The organism is Psychrobacter sp. Rd 27.2 (genome assembly GCF_001921755.1).
GTDB lineage: Bacteria > Pseudomonadota > Gammaproteobacteria > Pseudomonadales > Moraxellaceae > Psychrobacter > Psychrobacter celer.
The window spans coordinates 179,837-199,614 of record NZ_MRYB01000001.1 but is presented as its reverse complement, the minus strand read 5'-3'; the positions used below and the strand labels follow the sequence as shown (position 1 = coordinate 199,614).

Annotated in this window: 17 protein-coding genes; 3 read left to right on the top strand and 14 right to left on the bottom strand. The window is 48.1% G+C overall.

Features of this window, described 5'->3' with window-relative positions; genetic code table 11:
• Nucleotides 1-181 precede the first annotated feature (181 nt).
• A complete protein-coding gene (locus BTV99_RS00835) occupies nt 182-814 on the bottom strand; it encodes an RlmE family RNA methyltransferase (RefSeq protein ID WP_075100456.1) in 633 nt (210 codons plus the stop codon).
• A gap of 321 nt (nt 815-1,135) precedes the next feature.
• Between BTV99_RS00835 and BTV99_RS00830 the strand changes: the two genes are divergently transcribed.
• Both BTV99_RS00830 and BTV99_RS00825 read left to right on the top strand, forming a co-directional pair.
• Nucleotides 1,136-1,447 carry a YhbY family RNA-binding protein gene (locus tag BTV99_RS00830; RefSeq protein ID WP_075100455.1) on the top strand — a complete coding sequence of 104 codons (312 nt, stop codon included), beginning with the start codon at nt 1,136-1,138 and terminating at the stop codon, nt 1,445-1,447.
• 310 nt (nt 1,448-1,757) lie between these two features.
• On the top strand, nt 1,758-2,447 hold the full coding sequence (locus tag BTV99_RS00825; protein WP_075100454.1) for a hypothetical protein: 690 nt from the start codon (nt 1,758-1,760) through the stop codon (nt 2,445-2,447).
• 123 nt (nt 2,448-2,570) lie between these two features.
• On the opposite strand, the gene BTV99_RS00820 is transcribed toward BTV99_RS00825, so the two are convergent.
• Complete coding sequence (locus BTV99_RS00820; RefSeq protein ID WP_075100453.1) at nt 2,571-3,299, bottom strand: CHAP domain-containing protein; 729 nt, start codon at nt 3,297-3,299, stop codon at nt 2,571-2,573.
• A gap of 240 nt (nt 3,300-3,539) precedes the next feature.
• Between BTV99_RS00820 and BTV99_RS00815 the strand changes: the two genes are divergently transcribed.
• Complete coding sequence (locus BTV99_RS00815; RefSeq protein ID WP_075100452.1) at nt 3,540-4,055, top strand: DciA family protein; 516 nt, start codon at nt 3,540-3,542, stop codon at nt 4,053-4,055.
• Nucleotides 4,056-4,353: 298 nt separating this feature from the next.
• On the opposite strand, the gene lpxC is transcribed toward BTV99_RS00815, so the two are convergent.
• The 12 genes from lpxC to BTV99_RS00755 form a co-directional block, all read right to left on the bottom strand.
• Nucleotides 4,354-5,271, bottom strand: a complete 918-nt coding sequence (gene lpxC, locus BTV99_RS00810) for a UDP-3-O-acyl-N-acetylglucosamine deacetylase (RefSeq protein ID WP_075100744.1) — start codon at nt 5,269-5,271, stop codon at nt 4,354-4,356.
• 297 nt (nt 5,272-5,568) lie between these two features.
• Nucleotides 5,569-6,768 carry a cell division protein FtsZ gene (gene ftsZ, locus BTV99_RS00805; RefSeq protein ID WP_075100743.1) on the bottom strand — a complete coding sequence of 400 codons (1,200 nt, stop codon included), beginning with the start codon at nt 6,766-6,768 and terminating at the stop codon, nt 5,569-5,571.
• Nucleotides 6,769-7,043: 275 nt separating this feature from the next.
• Nucleotides 7,044-8,336, bottom strand: coding sequence for a cell division protein FtsA (ftsA, locus tag BTV99_RS00800; protein ID WP_198335354.1), 1,293 nt, complete (start codon nt 8,334-8,336; stop codon nt 7,044-7,046).
• A gap of 222 nt (nt 8,337-8,558) precedes the next feature.
• Nucleotides 8,559-9,350: a cell division protein FtsQ/DivIB gene (locus BTV99_RS00795; protein ID WP_075100450.1), complete on the bottom strand. Its 792-nt coding sequence runs from the start codon at nt 9,348-9,350 to the stop codon at nt 8,559-8,561.
• Between the two features lie 405 nt (nt 9,351-9,755).
• Nucleotides 9,756-10,724: a D-alanine--D-alanine ligase gene (locus BTV99_RS00790; protein ID WP_075100742.1), complete on the bottom strand. Its 969-nt coding sequence runs from the start codon at nt 10,722-10,724 to the stop codon at nt 9,756-9,758.
• Nucleotides 10,725-10,892: 168 nt separating this feature from the next.
• Nucleotides 10,893-12,332, bottom strand: a complete 1,440-nt coding sequence (gene murC, locus BTV99_RS00785) for a UDP-N-acetylmuramate--L-alanine ligase (RefSeq protein ID WP_075100449.1) — start codon at nt 12,330-12,332, stop codon at nt 10,893-10,895.
• 97 nt (nt 12,333-12,429) lie between these two features.
• Entirely contained in the window at nt 12,430-13,515 is a 1,086-nt protein-coding gene (murG, locus tag BTV99_RS00780) for an undecaprenyldiphospho-muramoylpentapeptide beta-N-acetylglucosaminyltransferase (protein ID WP_075100448.1), read from the bottom strand.
• Nucleotides 13,516-13,808: 293 nt separating this feature from the next.
• Nucleotides 13,809-14,780 carry a glutathione synthase gene (gene gshB, locus BTV99_RS00775; protein ID WP_075100447.1) on the bottom strand — a complete coding sequence of 324 codons (972 nt, stop codon included), beginning with the start codon at nt 14,778-14,780 and terminating at the stop codon, nt 13,809-13,811.
• Between the two features lie 112 nt (nt 14,781-14,892).
• Nucleotides 14,893-15,600, bottom strand: a complete 708-nt coding sequence (gene pyrE / locus BTV99_RS00770) for an orotate phosphoribosyltransferase (protein WP_075100446.1) — start codon at nt 15,598-15,600, stop codon at nt 14,893-14,895.
• 58 nt (nt 15,601-15,658) lie between these two features.
• Nucleotides 15,659-16,663, bottom strand: a complete 1,005-nt coding sequence (locus tag BTV99_RS00765) for a hypothetical protein (protein ID WP_075100445.1) — start codon at nt 16,661-16,663, stop codon at nt 15,659-15,661.
• Between the two features lie 105 nt (nt 16,664-16,768).
• Nucleotides 16,769-17,605, bottom strand: a complete 837-nt coding sequence (locus tag BTV99_RS00760) for an SDR family oxidoreductase (protein WP_075100444.1) — start codon at nt 17,603-17,605, stop codon at nt 16,769-16,771.
• Between the two features lie 9 nt (nt 17,606-17,614).
• A complete protein-coding gene (locus BTV99_RS00755) occupies nt 17,615-19,717 on the bottom strand; it encodes a DUF4105 domain-containing protein (RefSeq protein WP_256713695.1) in 2,103 nt (700 codons plus the stop codon).
• Nucleotides 19,718-19,778: the final 61 nt, after the last annotated feature.

The following is a 19,778-nucleotide window of genomic DNA, read 5'->3' as shown; positions in this document are numbered from 1 at the left end:
GCCTAAAACTCATGCTTAAAACAAAGTTAATATACCATGATATGTGGTGTTTCCCTGCATAATTCAAGCAGGTTTCACTTTTATTCGGTTAACGATTGTAGCGGATTTTCACGCATGGTATCCATCTTTTATGATGGCGTACTCTCCCGCTTACAATAGCAGCAACTCATTGAAACTAAAACTATTTGATCGCCACCCAAAACATCTCTTTTGATCGTGGTCGTGAGGCAGCGGGCTTGATGCTACGGATTTTACTAAAATCACGCTGCATCTGCTGACGTAATTCTTGTGTACCCTCGCCCTGAAACACTTTCATAATAAGCGCGCCACCTTTGGGTAAGGTTGCCAGCGCAAAGTCGACCGCCAGCTCGCATAGGTACATCATACGCGGCTGATCAATCGCGCGATTGCCAGAAGTATTGGGCGCCATATCTGATAGCACCACATCGACCTGCCGATCGCCCACTTCTGCCATAATCGCGTCAAACACCTCAGCCTCACGAAAATCACCTTGGATAAAGGTGACATCTGGCAACGCATCCATCGGCAAGATATCAGAGGCGATCAAAATACCTTTATCACCCACCAACTGCCCGGCCACTTGTGACCAGCTACCAGGCGCACTGCCCAAATCCACAACCGTCATGCCTTTTTTTATTAGGCTGGTCTTTTCGTTGATTTCTAGGAGCTTATAAGCTGCGCGGGCACGGTAGCCATCTTTTTGGGCCTTTTGTACATAATGGTCGTCAATATGCTCTTGCATCCAAGCACTGCTGCTTTTTGACAATTTTTTGTTTTCGATACGCGTGGCCAAAATACCTGCTCCTATTACTCTGCAAAACTTTATGCGCTTTGATAACGATACACTTTGAAACGCCTGATGCACGCAAGACATAGTACCAATGAGGCGATTTGTCTATAAATGCGCTTAAATCATCAAATTCTCTTGGTTAAATAACTGTTTTAAAAGGCAGTAGCGTTTATAATGTGGTCAAACCTTCAGTTTAACATTTTCGGCACGTAAAATCGTGCAAAATCCCGCCGATCTCATGCAAGTTGGTCATAGATTATCTATAATGATCACTCACTGCCGTTGGCGGTAATATTTTTATTTTTATCAATACCTAGGAATTCTATGCAACTCGATAACGCTACCATCAAACGTCTAAAAGGCATCGGCCATGAGCTAAAGCCTATCGTTATGATTGGCAACAAAGGCATCACTCCCACCATCACCGAAGAGATTGATCGTGCTTTATCAGATCATGAGCTCATCAAGGTAAAACTACCTGCCGGCACCAAAGAAGAGCGTGATACCATCGGCGCAGAGCTTGCGGCGGCGGCAAACGCCACTTTGGTACATTCTATCGGTCGTATGGCGTTGCTACTACGCCAAAACCCAAATGCCAATCCAAAACTCTCTAATCTCACTCGTCACGCCCAGTAGTATGTCGGCACAAAGAGGCGGTGTGGATTTAGTGCGGATAAATAAATGGTCGTGCTGTGTGTGACCATGCCGCAATACGCCTGCTATCTGCTATACCCTAAAACCGCGCGGCATGTTGCTCGCGGTTTTTTGCATGATGGGTATATAATCAATCTACTCTAAATTAAATACTGGTAGCACTCTGGCACCGCAGTTTTTTATGTAGGATTAACTATATAGACCTCGCGCAATAGACCTCGCGCAGTATTCATACTACCTATCGAAAAGACTGCCTATCAAAACTAGTGCCTATCAAAACAGTGATTACATCATGAGCCAAGTCTTTCATTTACGTTTAGCCACCGACAGCCTCGCCATCCAGGCGCAGCAATTAGGTGTCAGTATCGCTGCGCTATCAGATATCCGCGTGAGCGTACACGCAGACATCAGCCAGACGTCGCCTTTTTATCTAAAGCTTCAATATCAAGTCAGCATGCCCACACCTTCTATGGCGCACCGACTAGAGTGGCCAGTATGGCAGTCAGACAAGGTCGGTTTTGCAGACTATCTGTGGGAGGAGACCTGCCTTGAGTGCTTTATCAGTGCTAAAATCCCGCAAGCTCCTATGGCAAAGGCAAACGCACCTTATATCGAAATCAATGCCAGTCCAGACGGTCGTTACGCACTGTATCAGTTTGATGGCTATCGGCACCCAGATACTTTGCCGCCGCCAGCCTTGATGACAGATCTGCAAACCCGTGCCATGCTCGATTGGCCAACATCGAGCGTAAACTCAAGCTCAGGTGTAAACTTGGCCCGCTCAGTTGATTTTGAGCGTTACTTGCATATACCAGTGACGCCATTGCCGCATCAGCAATACGCCGTATATGGCACCGTGATTGAGCACCTCCACCCCTGCGTTATCTTATGGGTGGATAAAACGGCGCTATATTTTGCGCCCTCTCACGCTACCCCGCCTGATTTTCACAATCGCCAGCATTGGTGCAAGTTTGTGCTTTAGCTGTTGTGTGCTTCGTGCTATGACAACACAAATAAAAAAACTCAGTAACGTCATAAAGAGCATTACTGAGTTTGGAGAAAACCGGTAAATCAGCTCACTATCAGCTGATTACTAAACGGATTATTATTTGTCTGCCATGGCAAGATAGATACCACGATCTGAGGCATCATCTACGTATTGTGAGTCGCGCCATGTGGTATAACTATGGACACCGCTGTATGGGCTGATACCTTTTTGGCGGAAGTCAGATACCCAGTCGGTACCATCAAAAATCTGGATATGGCCGTGCGGGCGTCTTGAGCTACGGTCATAGACGATCACATCACCCACCTGATGCGGTGTGTCATTACTAATTTTGGTAAAGCCTGCTTGGGCAAGCGTGCCACGCGTGGCGTACTGATACGCTGAAGGATTTGGCGTAAACTCATAGCCTGCTGATTGCAAGGCTTTACGGACGTAGCGGGCACAGTAGCCAGAGCTTCTAGACAACGCCACGCGTGAAGCACGTGCTGCGGCAATGGCAGGGGCTGAGTTGCTATCAGGTACACGGCTTGCTTGCTGCTGGCGCTGCTCATAAGAGAGGCGGCTGGTGAGCGAGGCAAGTTGATATTCTTTTTGCTTGGCATGAGCACTTAGGTTGTCAATTGCTTGACTGATTTCATCATTACTATAAACATGGGCGCCGCTATTGGTGCTATAGATATTGCGACTAGAACCGTAGCTCACAGAAGTAGAGATGTTTGTGACGGTATGACTCAAGGTATTATTTGGTTGAAAGGTCGTTTCGACAGCACCACTCGTCTGTGCTATGCCCATTCCCAATACTGACAAAATTAATAAAGCTTGTTTCATAAATTTACTACCTATGGTTAATACAGGATTGCTCGTCATCCATGACGACGCATCAATTAATTTAGAGGGTATCTACATCAAGCAAACATGATAAAATCCTTATCACAACCACTTCTTTTATCGTGACTCACACCGATAGTTTTGGTCTGGTCAACTGCCTCATCACTCACTTGTTATATACTGCGGTTAGCATGTTTATGATAAATATCGTTTTTGTCACCTACTAGATGAGTTATCACGATGTCAAAAAAACAGCCCAATCGGCTTGCCACACTTATTGATCATCAAGCTTTTGCTGGTAGCGCACTACCCCAAACCCTTGCTGATAATATGCAGTTTTATATAAAAGCGACCAATGAGATAAAAGCGCTACTGGTAGACTGTCTACCTGAGGAAATCCTCAATAGCTGCTGGGTCGTCGGACTTACTGCTGAGCAATTGGTGCTCAGTGTCAGCTCAATGACGGCTGCTAACCATATTCGCTATTTACAGAGCGCGTACTTGCAAGTCCTTAATGAGCAGTCAATTACATTTAAACAACTCAAGCAAATTCGCGTCATTGTAGCCAATACTTCTACTGAAAATCATGTATCAAAATCATCTTCAGGGCTAGCGGCGGCCTCATCAGAATCTCGTAAAGCTAATAAAAATCAGGCTCTTAGCCAAAACACAAAGCGGACTATATCACAGGCTGCAGAGCATGTCACCACTGATGAAAATCTCAAAAAAGCACTTTTGCGCCTAGCAAATCACTAAAAATCATCTCGTTACTATGTAAAGTTATGTAAATAGAAACAGAAAATCATCCCTTGAACGCTGGGTTTTTGTAATATCGCAAACAAAAAAAATCGTCTATCGCTTTCATTCAAATAATGAATGAAAGCGATAGACGATTATAAAATTATCCACAGCTTTTATATTGTCTAGGTTAGCGCAGAATTGTTAAAGTAAACTAAACAATATATTCAAAAATACGAATATTCTATGACTGTAAGCATGAGCAACTTATGTAATATTGCGTAAATGTTTCGATACTTCCTGTATATTCCTGTATTTATCCTTCAACGGCCAAACCATTGAGTGGCAAATATTCGATAGGACAAGTTACGTTGTCATCAAATGTTACAATTTCAAAGTTATCATGATTGGATAATATCTCACGTACCAGCAAATTGTTTAGAGCATGACCAGACTTATAGGCATTAAAACGACCTAAAATAGGATAACCTATCAGATATAAATCGCCCAATGCGTCTAAAATTTTATGACGGACAAATTCATCATTGAAACGCAGGCCTTCTTCGTTGAGCACGCTCATATCATCGATGACAATGGCATTGTCCATACTGCCGCCTAGCGCCAAGTTGTTTTGACGCAAAGCTTCGATATCACGTAAAAACCCAAATGTACGAGCCGAGCTGAGCTGCTCGATGAAGTTTTGGGTCGAGAACTGCAATTGGGCGTGCTGAAAGTCTTTGTCGATAGCAGGATGATCAAAGTCAATCTCAAAGTTTAATTCAAAGCCCTCATAAGGGCGTAACTCCGCCCATTTATCATCGACTTTTACTCGTACAGGTCGCACAATCTTGATGAATTTTTTGGGTGCTTCTTGCTCACAAAATCCCGCCTCCAGCAGTAAGGCGACAAAAGGTGCGGCACTGCCATCCATGATAGGTATCTCTGATGCCGACACGCGAATCAATAAATTATCAATACCCAGTCCAGCAATCGCACTAAGCAAATGCTCTACCGTACCCACGCGCGTACCTCCAAAGACCAGATTGGAGGACATCATGGTATCTTGTACCAAAAAGGCACTGGCTGGAATCGGTTGGCTGCCGGCGATGTCTGAGCGCTCGAAAACAATACCTGTATCGACTGGCTGCGGATGAAACGCTAAGTCAACAGGCTGACCACTATGGAGACCAGTACCTGTAACGGCTATCGCTGTTTTTATGGTTCTTTGGTTCATGGCTGTCTTCTCACATATTTTGTTACAATTGCCATAGTGTACCATTTCCCGCCCCTATTTCGCTATAGTTAAAAGTAGCTAATTTACTTATCTCCTTGATTGATAACACTTATCACTGATTTTTTGCCGTCATCTGTGGTCTGTTTTTTCTCTTATATCCGTATCTACATCTCAAAATCTGTCATACTTTTAACACTTAAAGCAGGTTTGTAAACTACAGCAGACACAAAAAAGCCAGCAATGTATGCTGGCTTTTTTGTCTATATCTTATATGACAGACAAGATCTGTATGACAAACTACTTGTTTTGCTGACGCTTTAGATAGTCTTGAATACTGTTGGTTTTGGTCTTAGGCTGCTCTTGTATAGTGTTTGCACGGGCAGCATGGTCTTGATACATTTGCGCTTGTGATTGCTTTTGACTGTTTAACGCACTGGTATGTACGTTAGGATCAACAGGCTGAGTACTGTTTACAGACGGTACTGGTTGCTCTTTAACTTCCGGCTCTTTGCCAGCGTTTTCGTCTAAAGTAAGGCCGGTTGCGATGACGGTAACATGCAAATCATCGCCCATTTTTTCATCGATCACTGAGCCGTAGAAAATATGCGCGTCATCGATATCTGTGATTTCTTCGACGATTTCACTGATTTTGCTCATCTCGTCGAGTGATAATGACTCAGAGGAGATAACGTTGACCAACAGGCCTTTGGCGTTTTCTAGGCGTAAATCATCAAGTAGTGGCGATCTGATGGCTTTTTCTGTGGCTTGACGAGCACGATCATCACCGCTGGCGCGGCCAATTCCCATCATAGCGTGACCTTTGGCTGTCATCGCGGTGCGAATATCGTTAAAGTCAATATTGATCATACCTTCGCTGGCGATGGTCTCAGCGATACCTTGAACCGCATGCAATAATACGTCATCGGCTTTTTTAAAGGCATCCTGCATTGAGATATTGCCATAGACGCTCATCAGCTTGTCGTTTGGAATGGTAATGATAGAGTCTACAAAATTGGTCAGCTGCTCAATACCTGCCTTTGCCGCCTTAATGCGTTTACCACCTTCAAATTTAAATGGCGTGGTCACCACAGCAACTGTCAACACTTCCATCTCTTTTGCGATACGAGCCACCACTGGCGCGGCACCCGTACCCGTACCACCACCCATTCCAGCGGTAATAAACACCATGTCTGAATGCTCAAGCAAGCCGCGGATGGCTTCTTCTTCGCTCTCTGCTGCTTCGCGGCCTACTTCTGGGTTGGCACCAGCACCTAGCCCGCGGTTGGTCTTTGCGCCCAGCTGCAGTTTATGCGGCGCTGTCAGACGGTCAAGTGCTTGTTTATCCGTATTGGCACAGACGAAGGTTACACCTCTAATCCCTTGTTGTACCATATGTTCAACCGCATTACCGCCGCCGCCACCCACACCGAATACTGTGAAGCTTGCTTGGCCGTTATTTTGAAGCTGGTTATCATCTGGCATGGTGTATTTTAACATAAAAAAGATTCTCCAGTTGCAGATAGCGTAATGGTCGATACGTAGTAACGCACTCATGTGGCGCGCTATCGACATACTATATATAAATGTATTTAAATAAAATAGGGTAAATGGCCCAAATAGTTTGTCTAAGACGTAATATGTCGTCTTAGCACGGTATTTACTGCTCAATCTATCGTTTGTCGGTCTCGCTCTTGCCTCACCCCTCTATAAGCCTATATCAGAGTGTCTCGACTAAAAGCATGACCCAACAGTATCAGCGGCACTTAGCAGCGTCATAGTATCTTTTTTAAGACATTGGCAAAACGCTGGCCTGCGCTCTGAAAAACGCCCGTGACACGGCTTTTTTTGATGGCTTCAGGCTCGCTTTTTTCACTGCGGCGAAACTGCTCACTTTGACTATATAGTAGTGTACCAAATGCTGTCTGATAAGCGCGATCATTCACTTGGATATTGAGCTGTCTAAACGCTTCGTCATTATCAAAATGATTGTGTGCGCTGATTGCAGGATGAGTATTGGTCAGCACCACCGGCATTTTGAGCAGCTTTTTGGTAAAGGGTATCATGCCTTTAATGGCCGTACCGCCGCCTGTGAGCACGATGCCTTTATCAATATAGCCGATTAGGTCAGCCTCATGCAATTGACGCGCCACTTCGGTAAATATCTGTATATAGCGCGCTTCAATAATACGTGCCAGATTATAGGTACCGATATTGATCTCGTCATTCGAGCCTTGTGGCTTAAAAAGAAAAAACGAGCTGGGATCGACGCTATTGACATCGACGGTACCATACGTTTTTTTGAGTTTTTCCGCCTCAATCATCGAGATGCCAAAATCTGCTGAAATGTCCATCGTTACCTCATGGCTACCCGTGGCGATACAATGGGTAAAAATTAGCTTGTTTTCTTTGTAAACACAAATACTGGTCGTACTAGCGCCAATATCCACCAAGCAAACCCCTTGCTGGCGCTCATCGCTCATCAAGCTATATTCCGCACTAGTCACCGCATCAAACACAATATGATCGATGCCGACATCACAGCTTTGTAAGAGTTTTTGGATATTTTGGCGACTAGAAACCGGCATCATCATCATGTGATACATCACGGTGATGTTGTGCGCCATCATCTCAATGGCATCATCGACCATAAAGTCTTGCTCATCGACATAGATACCCTGCTGGCAGCAATGCATCAGATAATAATCTGGCGACAAATCGCGGGATTTGGCATTGGATAGGGCTTGCACCATGTCTTTGGCACGGACCACTTCGTCTTCGACTCGCACCTCACCTGCACTATTGCTACTGAGGAGCTCGGGCGTGGCAAGCGTGAGCCACACACTATGCACGCGGCAATTGGCCGTGTCTTCGGCTTCTTGAATGGCTTGTTTGATGGCGCCTTGTAGACGTTCGCGGTGTTTGATTTGCCCTTGATAAAAATCACTGTTTTTAACTTGTCCCACGCCCAGTATGCGAATGTCTGTTGCAGAGACGACATTGCCTATCACGACATATACTGCCGTGGCGCTTAGATGGACAACAACCAGATTTTCAGTATTTTTCATGGTACCAGACAAATTATCGCTAAACAGGAGAGCAGATGACGTCTCCATTAAATCATTAAAACCATCGCTATATTCTTTGTAGTAAATAAACAACTTGTACTAAATAAACAGCGTCTATCTGTCGGTGCGCTATGACTGGCTGTTTATCAGGTTTGTGCAAGACCGCTCATGCTCTTCTTTCTGAGCCGGCTCTTATCATTTTTTACTCAATATCACCACCGATTACGATGAGCGCGCTGGTGGCGCGCTGATATCCCAAGAGATGGTAAAGCCGTTTTTGTAACGCAAGTCCACTGACTGTATCTCATCACGGCGATCGCTTAATTGATTGGCCAGTAATTGACTCAGATTAAGCAGTTTTTGCGCCGTATTTTCGTTATCGACAATCACTCGCAGTCCATTATCAAAACGAATCAGCCACGTCATTCTGGGTGATAAGATGATGTCCTCGACCTGTATACCTAGCGGCGCATACCAGTCGTTGACTTGCTGCATTTGCTGCATGATGACTGGTGCTTGTGATATCTCACCTTGCAGCGTCGCAAAACCCTCTTGCGCCAGGTCTTTGCTATCAGCAGGCACAAAAACCGCGCCTTTTGCATCGACCAGTCGCTCTGTACCAAAGTTTGCAATCGCTTGTTTGGGCAGTGCCGTCACCACGATGCCGCGTTGCCAATCGCGTGAGACACTCACTTGATCGACCCATGCTAGCCCGGTTGCGATATCTCTGAGCGCTTGCAAATCAGAGGTAAAAAAACTACTGACTTTTTGCTGATTCATCACTTGGCTGAGCGAACGATACTGCGTCACGGTCAAGCCCTGATTGCTCACATGAATAGCAGCTGGCGGGGCATCTCGCAGCGCCTTGCCGCCCATCAGTAGTATCAGTACCAACAAACCTAGTACCAAGACCATAAATAAGTATCTAACCGAAGTCGGTACTTGAAAACTAGAGGTCGGGCGACGGGTTTTATCACTCATCAAGTCAGTTGCCTCGTTGACAGTTTGAGCCATAACGACCTTTTTCCCTATATTTGCATAGATTGCTCATGCTGTTTGTTGATATAAATTGGCTCATCGATGTTGCAAACCGTTTAAGTGCAAACCTCTTAAATAGTAGGTTAGCAAATACTTGGGAGAAAACGACATTTATAGTGCGCTTATGCTCTGTTAAATGTAACATTTTTCTTACTTTATGAACGACTTATGACAGCTGCTCATAAAAAACACAAATATCACCAAAACAACCTAATAATTACAATATTAACGTATTTTGTGGTCAAACAATAGCCTAACCCCAAAGAGTGACTATGAATTTACACAAGTTTACATGAAGCTATGACACAGCAGCGCTAGCGATACATTATCCGTTTTCACGCCCTGCTGGTTTTCGGACAAAACAGCTTTTGGTAACCATCACTACACAGTCTGAGACAAAATATGCCAGCACAGCGCGTCAAAATCCATACCGCGCGCTTTTGCAGCCATCGGCACCAAGCTATGACTGGTCATCCCAGGTACTGTGTTGATTTCTAACAGCCAAAAATTGCCCGCCTCATCCTGCATGGCATCGATGCGGCCCCAGCCTTTGGCATCGACGGCACGGAACGCGGCAAGGCTCAGCTCTTGTAAGTGCTTTTCGTCGGTGGCACTTAAGCCGCAAGGAATATAGTAGCTGGTGTCGTTGCGATTGTATTTGGCCTCAAAATCATAGAAATTGGTGATATCGGCAGGCTCAAGGCGAATCACAGGGTAGGCCTCGTCATCAATGATCACGATGGTAAACTCACGGCCAGTAATCCAGCGCTCTGCCATGACCGCGTCGCCGCACTGCACGGCTGTTGCATAGGCGGCCGGTAGCTCGTCGAGATTGTTGACTTTGGTCATGCCAATGCTTGAACCTTCATGCACCGGTTTGATAATGAGCGGCAAACCCAGCATATTGACCACTTGCTGCCAATCGGTGTCGGCTGTCAATAATGAGAATGGCGCGGTTGATAAGCCGCACCCTTGCCATAACTGCTTGGTGCGTACTTTATCCATACCCAGTGCCGAGGCCAAAATACCTGAGCCTGTCTGCGGAATATCGAACCATTGCAGCACGCCTTGTAGCAAGCCGTCTTCGCCGCCGCGGCCATGCAAGACATTAAACACGCGATCATACTGACGAAGCTCGGTGATGTCTTGGTACTTAGGATCAAAATGGGTGGCATCAACGCCTTGGTTTTGCAAAGCCTGCAATACAGCAGCCCCGCTGTCTAGCGACACGCTACGCTCATTACTGCTGCCGCCATAAACAACGGCCACTTTACCAAATTCACTGGCATTTTTGACTTTAGAGGTCACCGCTTTTGATGACTGCTCTTTGGTTGATTGTTTGTTTTCCATACTGCTCTTCCCTGCTTGTGCCGCTGCTGCGATGGCTGGCTCTGGGTTGATGATAATGGTTTTATCCTCAGTGATAGGCTCATCTTGTTTTAGCGTCTCTGCTAGGCTATCTGGAGTGTCTTGCTGAGTTTGTATCGTCATGAGGATAATTCCTAAAAGTCTTTTAGCTTACTGGATATAAAGGTTGTTTGCGGCCAAGTCGATGGCAATCTGCCCAACATTACCAGCGCCTTGAGTGATCAGCATGTCATTGGCCTTTAATAAACGCTGCATAGCAGGGGCCAGATTGTCCTTATCGATAATCGTCGGCTCGACTTCACCGCGCAGACGGATACTGCGTGCTAAGGATTTGGTATCAGCACCAGCAATCGGATTTTCGCCTGCAGAGTAAACTTCTAATAACAACAACTCATCGACGCTTGAGAGCACTTCGACAAACTCATCATAGCAGTCACGTGTGCGGGTATAACGGTGCGGCTGAAACAGCATCACCAAGCGGCGATCCGGAAAGCTTTGGCGCGCCGCTTTAATCGTCGCATCGACTTCTTTTGGATGATGGCCATAGTCATCGATGAGTAACACATCGCCCTCATCGACATCCACAGCAGCGTGCTGCTCAAAGCGGCGACCAACGCCTTCAAACTTTTGCAAAGCGCGAGTAATCGCCTCGTCATCGACGCCTTCATCGGTCGCCATGGTGATAGCGGCCAGCGCATTGTAGACGTTATGGATGCCAGGGATGTTTAAGGTAAGACGCAGCGGCTCGCGGTCGCGGCGCAATACGGTAAAATGCGTCTTGGTGCCTTCACTCACCACATCGATCGCTTGCACATCATTAAAAGGCTCAAGCCCAAAGGTCAATACTGGACGGCCAATATCATCAATCATCGCATACAGCTCAGGATCATCACCGCAAACCACAGCCAAACCATAAAACGGCATGTTTTGTAAAAACTGAATATAAGCCGATTTGAGCTTATCAAAGCTGTTTTCGTAGGTGTCCATATGGTCTTGATCGATATTGGTCACAATCGCCGCCATCGGATGCAAGGACAAAAACGACGCATCTGACTCATCGGCCTCGGCCACCAAATAACGACTGCTACCGAGCGCGGCGTTTTTGCCAGACGCATTGAGTTTACCGCCGATGACGTAGGTCGGGTCTAGCTGCGCCTCTGCCATCATCGTGGTCAATAAGCTGGTGGTGGTGGTCTTGCCATGTGCACCCGCAACCGCGATACCATGACGATAACGCATCAGCTCGCCCAACATATCAGCACGGCGCACCACAGGCAGGCGCGCTTCTAACGCTGCTTTAACCTCAGGATTGCTCCGATCAATCGCGGAGGACACAACGATGACATCGGCGTTGGCGATGTTTTTAGAGTCATGCCCAATCGATATATCGATACCAATCTGCTGTAAGCGGCGCGTCACCACACTGTCAGCAATATCAGAGCCGCTGACCTGATAGCCTTGATTGTTCATCACCTCTGCAATACCGCACATCCCCGAGCCGCCAATACCGACAAAATGCAGATGTTGAATACGGCGCATTTCTGGTATTTCGATCAAACGCTTGGGTAGAGATTTTTCAGAGGTAGACATAAGAGATTCTCTTGGTTAAAGGCAAATAAAATAGGGTAAGTCAAAATAACTGATTAAGACAATCAGCCTCAACGCCTGTCGCTGACAACGGTAGAAACTATAACGTTTGCCAAATGATATCAGCAACCTGCTTGCTGGCATGGCGATTGGCAAGCGCGTGGCCTTTCTTGCCCATCTCCAAACACGTGGCGCGATCCAGTGCCGCCAGCTCTTGGCTCAAGCGCTGCGCGGTCAGCTCAGACTGCGGCAATAAAATCGCAGCACCGTGGTCAGTTAACGTGCGGGCATTGGCGGTTTGATGGTCATCCACCGCGTGTGGCAATGGCACAAAAATCGCCGCAATACCGACGTTTTGAATCTCAGTGACCGTCAAAGCGCCGGCACGGCATACGATGACATCTGCCCAATTATAGGCGGCGGCCATGTCATCGATAAAAGGCTGTACCACAAACGTGTGCTGGCTCAAATCTTCATGATCGTAGGCCGCTTGCGTCGTTTGTTCATTATTACGGCCGCATTGATGACGCACATCAAACGGCTGATCTAATAGCGCCAAAGCCTTGGGCACATTGGTGTTGAGCGCCTGTGCACCCAGCGATCCGCCTACTACTAATAGCTTTAAGGGCGTGCTGTCGTGGATATCATAACGCTTAGTAGGCTTTGTGACGCCCGTAATGGCGTTGCGCACAGGGTTGCCCACAGTCTCAAGCTTAGCATCCTGCTGGCTATTGGCAAACGTATCTTCAAACGCTTGTAGCACCTTGGTCGCCATCTTGGACAAATAGCGATTGCTCATACCAGCGATGGCGTTTTGCTCATGAATGATCAGTGGGGTTTTGGTCAAACGCGCTGCAATACCACCAGGCGCGGTGACATAGCCTCCAAAACCCACCACCATATCGATCTGATTGCTACGAATCACTTTGATAGCCGCCATCGTCGCCGAAAGCAGGGTCACCGGCAGCTTTAATAGACGGCCAACGCCCTTGCCACGCAGACCCTGCATATCGATTGCATGAAAGCGGTAGCCTGTCGGCTCGACCAAGCGATTTTCCATACCCGCGGGCGTGCCCAGCCAGTGAATCACCGCGCCGCGTTTGCTCAGCTCTTCACTAACGGCCAGTGCCGGAAACACGTGGCCACCTGTCCCAGCAGCCATCATTAGTATATGCGGTGTTGTCATGAACCCCTGCCTATCTTTTTTTTATTTATATGAAGCACTTATTGTCCTATCGTGGTCATGGCCCACCGTCCAAAATGAGCCGCCGAAAGCTGGCATAGTATAGTGTAAATTATGGGCTGATATATAGTACTTTATGCACAGTTCATAACAAAAATCCAAGCCATGAAAAATCACAGCTTGGGTATTATTAGCGTGTGCTTAGAGGCGCATTTTTCGGCCCCATCTTAGCACAAGGTTTTTTTCTCATTGTGCACATACTTTAGTAATAAATTACGCTATCGTTACTGCTTTGTTTAATGAGCGCGCTTGTGCTCGATTGCGATAATCAAATCTGTAGCAATATCGGTGCCACACTGGTCATCAATCTCGCGTACACAAGTCGGACTGGTAACGTTAATCTCTGTGATACGGCCGCCGATCAAATCAAGCCCGACAAACATAAGACCTTTTTCTTTGACGATGGGCGCGACGACCTCTGCCACTTTACGCTCCATATCGGTGAGCGGCATCGCCACCCCACTACCACCGGCCGCAAGATTGCCACGCGTCTCGCCTTTGACTGGAATACGTGCCAAGCTATAATCAACCACCACGCCATCGACGATGAGCACACGCTTATCGCCCTCAGCGATCTCAGGTAAGTAGCGCTGCGCCATGATCGGCAAGGTCTCAAGCTCGGTCAAAATCTCTAACGTCACCCCGATATTTGGGCTGTCAGCGGTCAGGCGAAAAATACCGGTGCCGCCCATGCCGTCTAAGGGTTTGACGATGACGTCTTGTTGCTCGGCGATAAACTGGCGAATGTGTGCCTGTTTGCTGGTCACAATCGTCGGACTCATATAGTCGCTAAACCAAGTGGCAAACAGCTTTTCATTACAGTCGCGAATCGCTTGTGGGTCATTGACCACCAACACGCCTGCCGCTTTGGCATGATCCAGCATATAAGTGGCATAAATGAAGCGCATATCAAACGGTGGATCTTTACGCATCAAAATCACATCAAAATCACTGATCGCGCCTGTGGCCTTGTCGCCCAAGCTATAAAAATCTGCCGGATCACGTTTGACGGTCACAGGCTGGGTATCGGCCATCAACTGACCGCGATCCAGCCACAGATCATGAATCTGACAATAGCCAAGCGTATGACCACGGTCTTGAGCCGCCCACATCATCGCCAAGCTGGTGTCCTTTTTATAATTGACCTGCTCGATAGGGTCCATGATGACCAATATGTGTAAGGATTTTTTTTGATTTTCTTGGCTCATAATAAGACTCATTTATATTAGATGGTTTAGGCGCGCTGATATATAACTGATATACAGCCGATCTGTATACAGTCAATCACAGAGCAGCAGCCACTATAACGATAATGATCAACTATACACCGTACTGCGCGCGGTAATGCTGCATTTTTGCAAGTTGGGTAGCATCTTTGTACTGGCCATTTGCCGCTGCCAAGTAGCTAATCAGATCGTCGATATCGACCAATGCTCGTACTGGTACGTTTAGCGTCGCGGCCAGCTCTTGGATAGCAGAGTGCTCACCTTGGCCTTTTTCTTTACGATCAAGCGCCACGATAATACCTGCCACGCTGGCGCCCGCTTGCTCGAGTATCTCGACCACTTCACGCATCGCTGTGCCAGCCGTAATCACATCATCGAGCACCCAGACCGCTTTACCGCTGACATCTGCACCCACCAAGTTACCGCCCTCGCCATGTGTTTTGGCCTCTTTGCGGTTATAGCCCCATTTGGCGTTGATACCGTGATGCTGCCATAACGCTTGCGCGGTGGCGGCAACGAAAGGAATGCCTTTATAAGCCGCACCAAAAATGACCAGCTCTTGCATGTCCGCCTCGTCACTTTTGGTCATTTGTGCCGCCAAAGCATCTGCATAACCGCGTGCCAGCAGAGACAACATCTCACCTGTCGCCAGCAAGCCTGCATTAAAAAAATAGGGGCTGATACGACCAGACTTTAGGACGAACTCGCCAAACTTAAGCACTTGGTTGTCAAGCGCCAGCTGAATAAATTGATGAGAAGAAAAAGAGGCGGTTTGGGCGTCAGCAGTTGCGGCATTTAGCATGAGGTATTCCTATTGGCAAAAAAAGGCAAAAAAGTGGCGTTATTGTACGCATTATTGATCAGCTTGACCAACCGTTGATGGCATAATCCTGCATATTGGGATAACGCATCAATAAGCCATTACGCGATGAGAGGTTAAAGTAACAGTGACCGTCGTGGCTGACTTGTATGTCCCAGCCCAAATGGTAGGCGGCGACCACGATATGCCCTGCAAACACCCGAATTTGCCGATAAACATGGCGCTGTGCAGGCTCACAGATCACCTGACTGAGTAAATAGCTGCGTACGTACTGGCACACTTGCGCCGCACTATAGCGGTGATTGATACTTTTACGCGTCTGGCACTGCTTTAGCGCATGAACCGCCGCGCTGCACGCCATGATGTCAGTGGCCAAGCTGCCCTCGCCCGTTTCAAACTGCTGCGGCTGCAAGATCACCTGCCAGTCATCGGCATAGGCATCGCTTAGTAACTCGTCAGGATTATAGCGTTTGATAAGGGCGCGCAGGGAGGCGGTAGAGGCTTTGGTCTTCTCAGGCAAGCCTGCGCTTGTTTGGTGGGTTTTTACCGAGCGATCAGCAGGTGCAAAACCATAACGATGGAGCGCTGGATACGCGCGCATGGCCTGATGGATATCGGCCATATCCAACAGTATCATGCCACCGAGCGGCGATAGTAGCGGCTGTTCGCTGTGGTTTTGATAAAAGCTGTCAGGCAACTCGACAAGCTTTGCTGCCTGTAATAGCGCCAAATGCTCAGCCAACGCTTCAGAGGCAATCAGCGCCCATTTCGATAAATTGCTGGTACAAGGCTGATAGAACCGCGCAGCGTTGCCGTAAAGCCGGCGCAGCTGACCGTTTAGCCGCCGCGCTGGCTCTGGAATATCACTCAGCGGCCGTGCAGGATCGAGCGGCGCTTGGCTTGGATCAAAATTAGGGTGCACGATGGCAGGCTGCTGACTATCAGGCAACGTAGAGGAGCGCTCAGCATTGCCTTCTGCCAGCATGTCGCTTGCTGCGTGCTTTGCAGTAGATAAGCGGCTCTCAGAAGTAGAAGGCTGGGTCATGAAATCTCCATCAATGATAAAAAACGATAAGCGCGAAATAAGTACCAGCTGTGCTGTATCGGTTTTAAAATAACTGAACGACAGGGTTGACGATAGACGGCTATTTTACGCTTGATGGCGCACAATATCACGGTAACCTACTTGCCAGTCAGGATAGTCAAGCCACGCTAATGGTATATTGCTGTGCAGACGCTTGCCCGTGACAGCGGTTTTTTCATCCGCTATCGCTGGCGGTGCTTCTCCCACTTGCGCACTGAGCCAAACACCAAGCTCCAAGGTGGTGACTGGCGCATAATCCGTCGCAATATAAAGCGGCTTTGGCGCAGCAATGGTCAAGACGTTGACGATGATATTGACCAAATCGCTATCCATAATACGATTGCTCCAGTGGGCAGCGGCGACGGGCTTTTTTTGCGGATCGCGGGCTTGACGCAGGCGCATCAGACGCTCGCGCCCATAGATACCACTAGGGCGAATGGCAATGGCACGATCACCAAAGCCTTGCTGCAGTACCTTTTCTGCTTGCAAGATAATTTGCGAAGCTTCGCGCTTAGGCATGGTCGGCACCGTCTCTTCGTCTATCCACTCACCGCCATCCTGCCCATAAACGCCCGTTGACGAAATAAACACAACGCGCGTCAGATGTGGTAGTTGCTCGGCCAGTGCGGCTACATGCTGAGCAATCGCCAAATAGCTGTTTTGATAACCGCTGGCTGAGTAGTCATCAGGCGTGACGATAATCGCCAGATGGGTAAAGTCTTGTAGCTCATCAGCGCGCAAGCGCAAGGCATCTGCTTGCATAAAGCTTGCTTGATCATTTAAATCATAGTGCTCGCGCGTGCGGCGAGCAAGACCGGTGACTGACAAACCGTCCTGCGCCAGTTTATTGGTCACGGGCAGTCCGATGTCGCCTTGTCCGATAATCAGTAGGTGCATACTCATTTTATATCCTTAAAAATAGCGTCGGTATGACAGCTGTATATCGTCATTGGCGTCGATACGCTCCTGCCACTCATAGCTGGCATTGATGCGCACTGCTTGATTTTTATCGATATCGTACTGTAGGCCGATGCTTGAGATTGGCTGCCAATAATGACTGCGAACGTCTGGGTCGTCACTGCTGACATGATACCAATATGGCAATTGCAATTGGGCTTGCGCGCGTAACTGATTGTTAATCTGATAGTCGCAGCCTGCATTGACCCCAGCACCGATACGAAAGCCTTTATGGATGCCGCGGCCTGCTTGCCCCTTCCCTGAAAATAGAGCGTAGCATAGCTGCGGCGGCATCTCTCCGCTGCCAGATTTTGGGCTGCCGAGCGCCCACGACCAGCCCGTCTCGTAGCCGATGCTACCGACCAAGTGATCGCGCCCTGATGGTTGCGAGCCATCATTTACGCGGGTCGCCTCGACACTGGCGCCCCAGGTTTTGCCTTGTTTGGCGGTATTGACAGGATTAAAAGAGCGGCCTCGCAGGATTGTAAAATTCTCTAATACCACACGATCTGGCTCATGGTCTTTACTGGTGTCTGTCTCATAAAAGCGCACTGTCGCAGCCAGTGCCTCTAGATTAAAAAACTGAGGAAATCCTGAAGCACGATCCAAGGTATCATGGAATCCCAAACGCAACCCCACATCAAGGTAGCCATTATCACCGCGCTGACCTGCGCCAATCTGAGCCACTTGCAATGGATGTCTATCGATTGGGTTGTTGTCGGAGGCAATAATGCCATGATCTATGATGGTTTTTTTATCGCCAGCTGAGATACTCGATGCCACATTGCGCGCGGCTGATTGAATATTACTCGCGTCATTATTGGTGAGATTTTGATAGCCCAGTGCGGCCGCCTTGGCCTTATTTAGCTCGGCTTGACGCACGGTACTATCAGATGGGGTATAACGGGCATCTGCCAATAAAGACTCCTCATCAAGCAGCTTGACCACATCAGAGGGAATAACCACATAAGGCAGCTGGCTGAGCAAATCCTGCTCGGGGCGCACCACATCGATCAGACGCAGAATCTCAGAGGCGCAGTTGTCCGTGGTAAAATAATAAGGAATGTCTAAATCCTTAGTCTCCCACACATGCAGGATGATTTGCTGCACCTCTGCGGGTGTCAAGTCCAACTGATACGTCCACGCGTCACGCTCATCGTCTTTGAGATATTTGGCCAGCTTTTCGGGATAAGGGTCGATCTCAATTCTATTATTATAACCGCCGCTGGTGGCTTTAATGGCATAAACAGCAAACGCATCGTCAGGGTCGCCATCGACGGTGTCATTGAGGGCGTAGGCATGATGAATCTGACTGGGGTCGGCGGCACTGATCGGTGAGTCGATACGTAGCAAGGTATGGGCGAACGCGGAGATTGGATTGTCCAAGTACTCCTCAGCAAACATAATGGACAGCTGCTCGGGGTTTAGCATCGCCATCCACTCTGTCAGCTCAGGGCAGTCCGCTTGCAAGCTTGAGCTATCAATGCCTAGCCTCTGAGTGAGCCAGTGTGTGCGCGCAGGAAACCGGCAAATAGCTGACTGTGCATCGCTGCGGGGTTTGGACTCAGGCGGTGCGACCCTCTGCTCGGCCAAGGCCACTAGCAGCGCATCCAGCTCAGCGCCAGCGTCGTGCTGGCCGTCGGTACTGAGGAAAAACGCAGGACTATCGATAAGGCTCTTGGACGCGCCTTTATTAAAGAGTGATTTTTTATCATCCAAAAAGTACAACAATCGCCGCCAAGTGGTATGCTCAGCCAGACTGTGCGCTTGTACCTGCTGACGCCATGTGGCTAATAATTGCTCGGCTTCGCTATCTTGACTATGCAAGGTGCCATCAGTCTGCGGCATTGGGCTCTGGCTAATATCAGCCGTGGTGGTTGGCGCAGCCGCCAGCTCGCCTGTCATCACCAAGGACGCAGGCGTCGGCAACACAGCCTGCACTTGCGCTGAGAGTAGCAGCGCTGCCACTGCAAAAGGCAAACGTGCACGCACGCAGTACGCTCGCAGGCGAGTAGCGCTTGAGGTACAATTTACAGAAAAACTCGGCTTTGTAGACATGAGGAAACTCTCGCCCGTTATCATATGAGTGAATATAAATCTAAATAACAACTAAATATGC

Excerpts from the sequence above, each read along its gene's own strand:
- BTV99_RS00830 (WP_075100455.1), top strand. The coding sequence starts at position 1,136 with ATGCAACTCGATAACGCTACCATCAAACGTCTAAAAGGCATCGGCCAT.
- BTV99_RS00825 (WP_075100454.1), top strand. The coding sequence starts at position 1,758 with ATGAGCCAAGTCTTTCATTTACGTTTAGCCACCGACAGCCTCGCCATC.
- BTV99_RS00820 (WP_075100453.1), bottom strand. The coding sequence starts at position 3,299 with ATGAAACAAGCTTTATTAATTTTGTCAGTATTGGGAATGGGCATAGCA.
- BTV99_RS00815 (WP_075100452.1), top strand. The coding sequence starts at position 3,540 with ATGTCAAAAAAACAGCCCAATCGGCTTGCCACACTTATTGATCATCAA.
- lpxC (WP_075100744.1), bottom strand. The coding sequence starts at position 5,271 with ATGAACCAAAGAACCATAAAAACAGCGATAGCCGTTACAGGTACTGGT.
- ftsZ (WP_075100743.1), bottom strand. The coding sequence starts at position 6,768 with ATGTTAAAATACACCATGCCAGATGATAACCAGCTTCAAAATAACGGC.
- ftsA (WP_198335354.1), bottom strand. The coding sequence starts at position 8,336 with ATGAAAAATACTGAAAATCTGGTTGTTGTCCATCTAAGCGCCACGGCA.
- BTV99_RS00795 (WP_075100450.1), bottom strand. The coding sequence starts at position 9,350 with ATGGCTCAAACTGTCAACGAGGCAACTGACTTGATGAGTGATAAAACC.
- BTV99_RS00790 (WP_075100742.1), bottom strand. The coding sequence starts at position 10,724 with ATGGAAAACAAACAATCAACCAAAGAGCAGTCATCAAAAGCGGTGACC.
- murC (WP_075100449.1), bottom strand. The coding sequence starts at position 12,332 with ATGTCTACCTCTGAAAAATCTCTACCCAAGCGTTTGATCGAAATACCA.
- murG (WP_075100448.1), bottom strand. The coding sequence starts at position 13,515 with ATGACAACACCGCATATACTAATGATGGCTGCTGGGACAGGTGGCCAC.
- gshB (WP_075100447.1), bottom strand. The coding sequence starts at position 14,780 with ATGAGCCAAGAAAATCAAAAAAAATCCTTACACATATTGGTCATCATG.
- pyrE (WP_075100446.1), bottom strand. The coding sequence starts at position 15,600 with ATGCTAAATGCCGCAACTGCTGACGCCCAAACCGCCTCTTTTTCTTCT.
- BTV99_RS00765 (WP_075100445.1), bottom strand. The coding sequence starts at position 16,663 with ATGACCCAGCCTTCTACTTCTGAGAGCCGCTTATCTACTGCAAAGCAC.
- BTV99_RS00760 (WP_075100444.1), bottom strand. The coding sequence starts at position 17,605 with ATGAGTATGCACCTACTGATTATCGGACAAGGCGACATCGGACTGCCC.
- BTV99_RS00755 (WP_256713695.1), bottom strand. The coding sequence starts at position 19,717 with ATGTCTACAAAGCCGAGTTTTTCTGTAAATTGTACCTCAAGCGCTACT.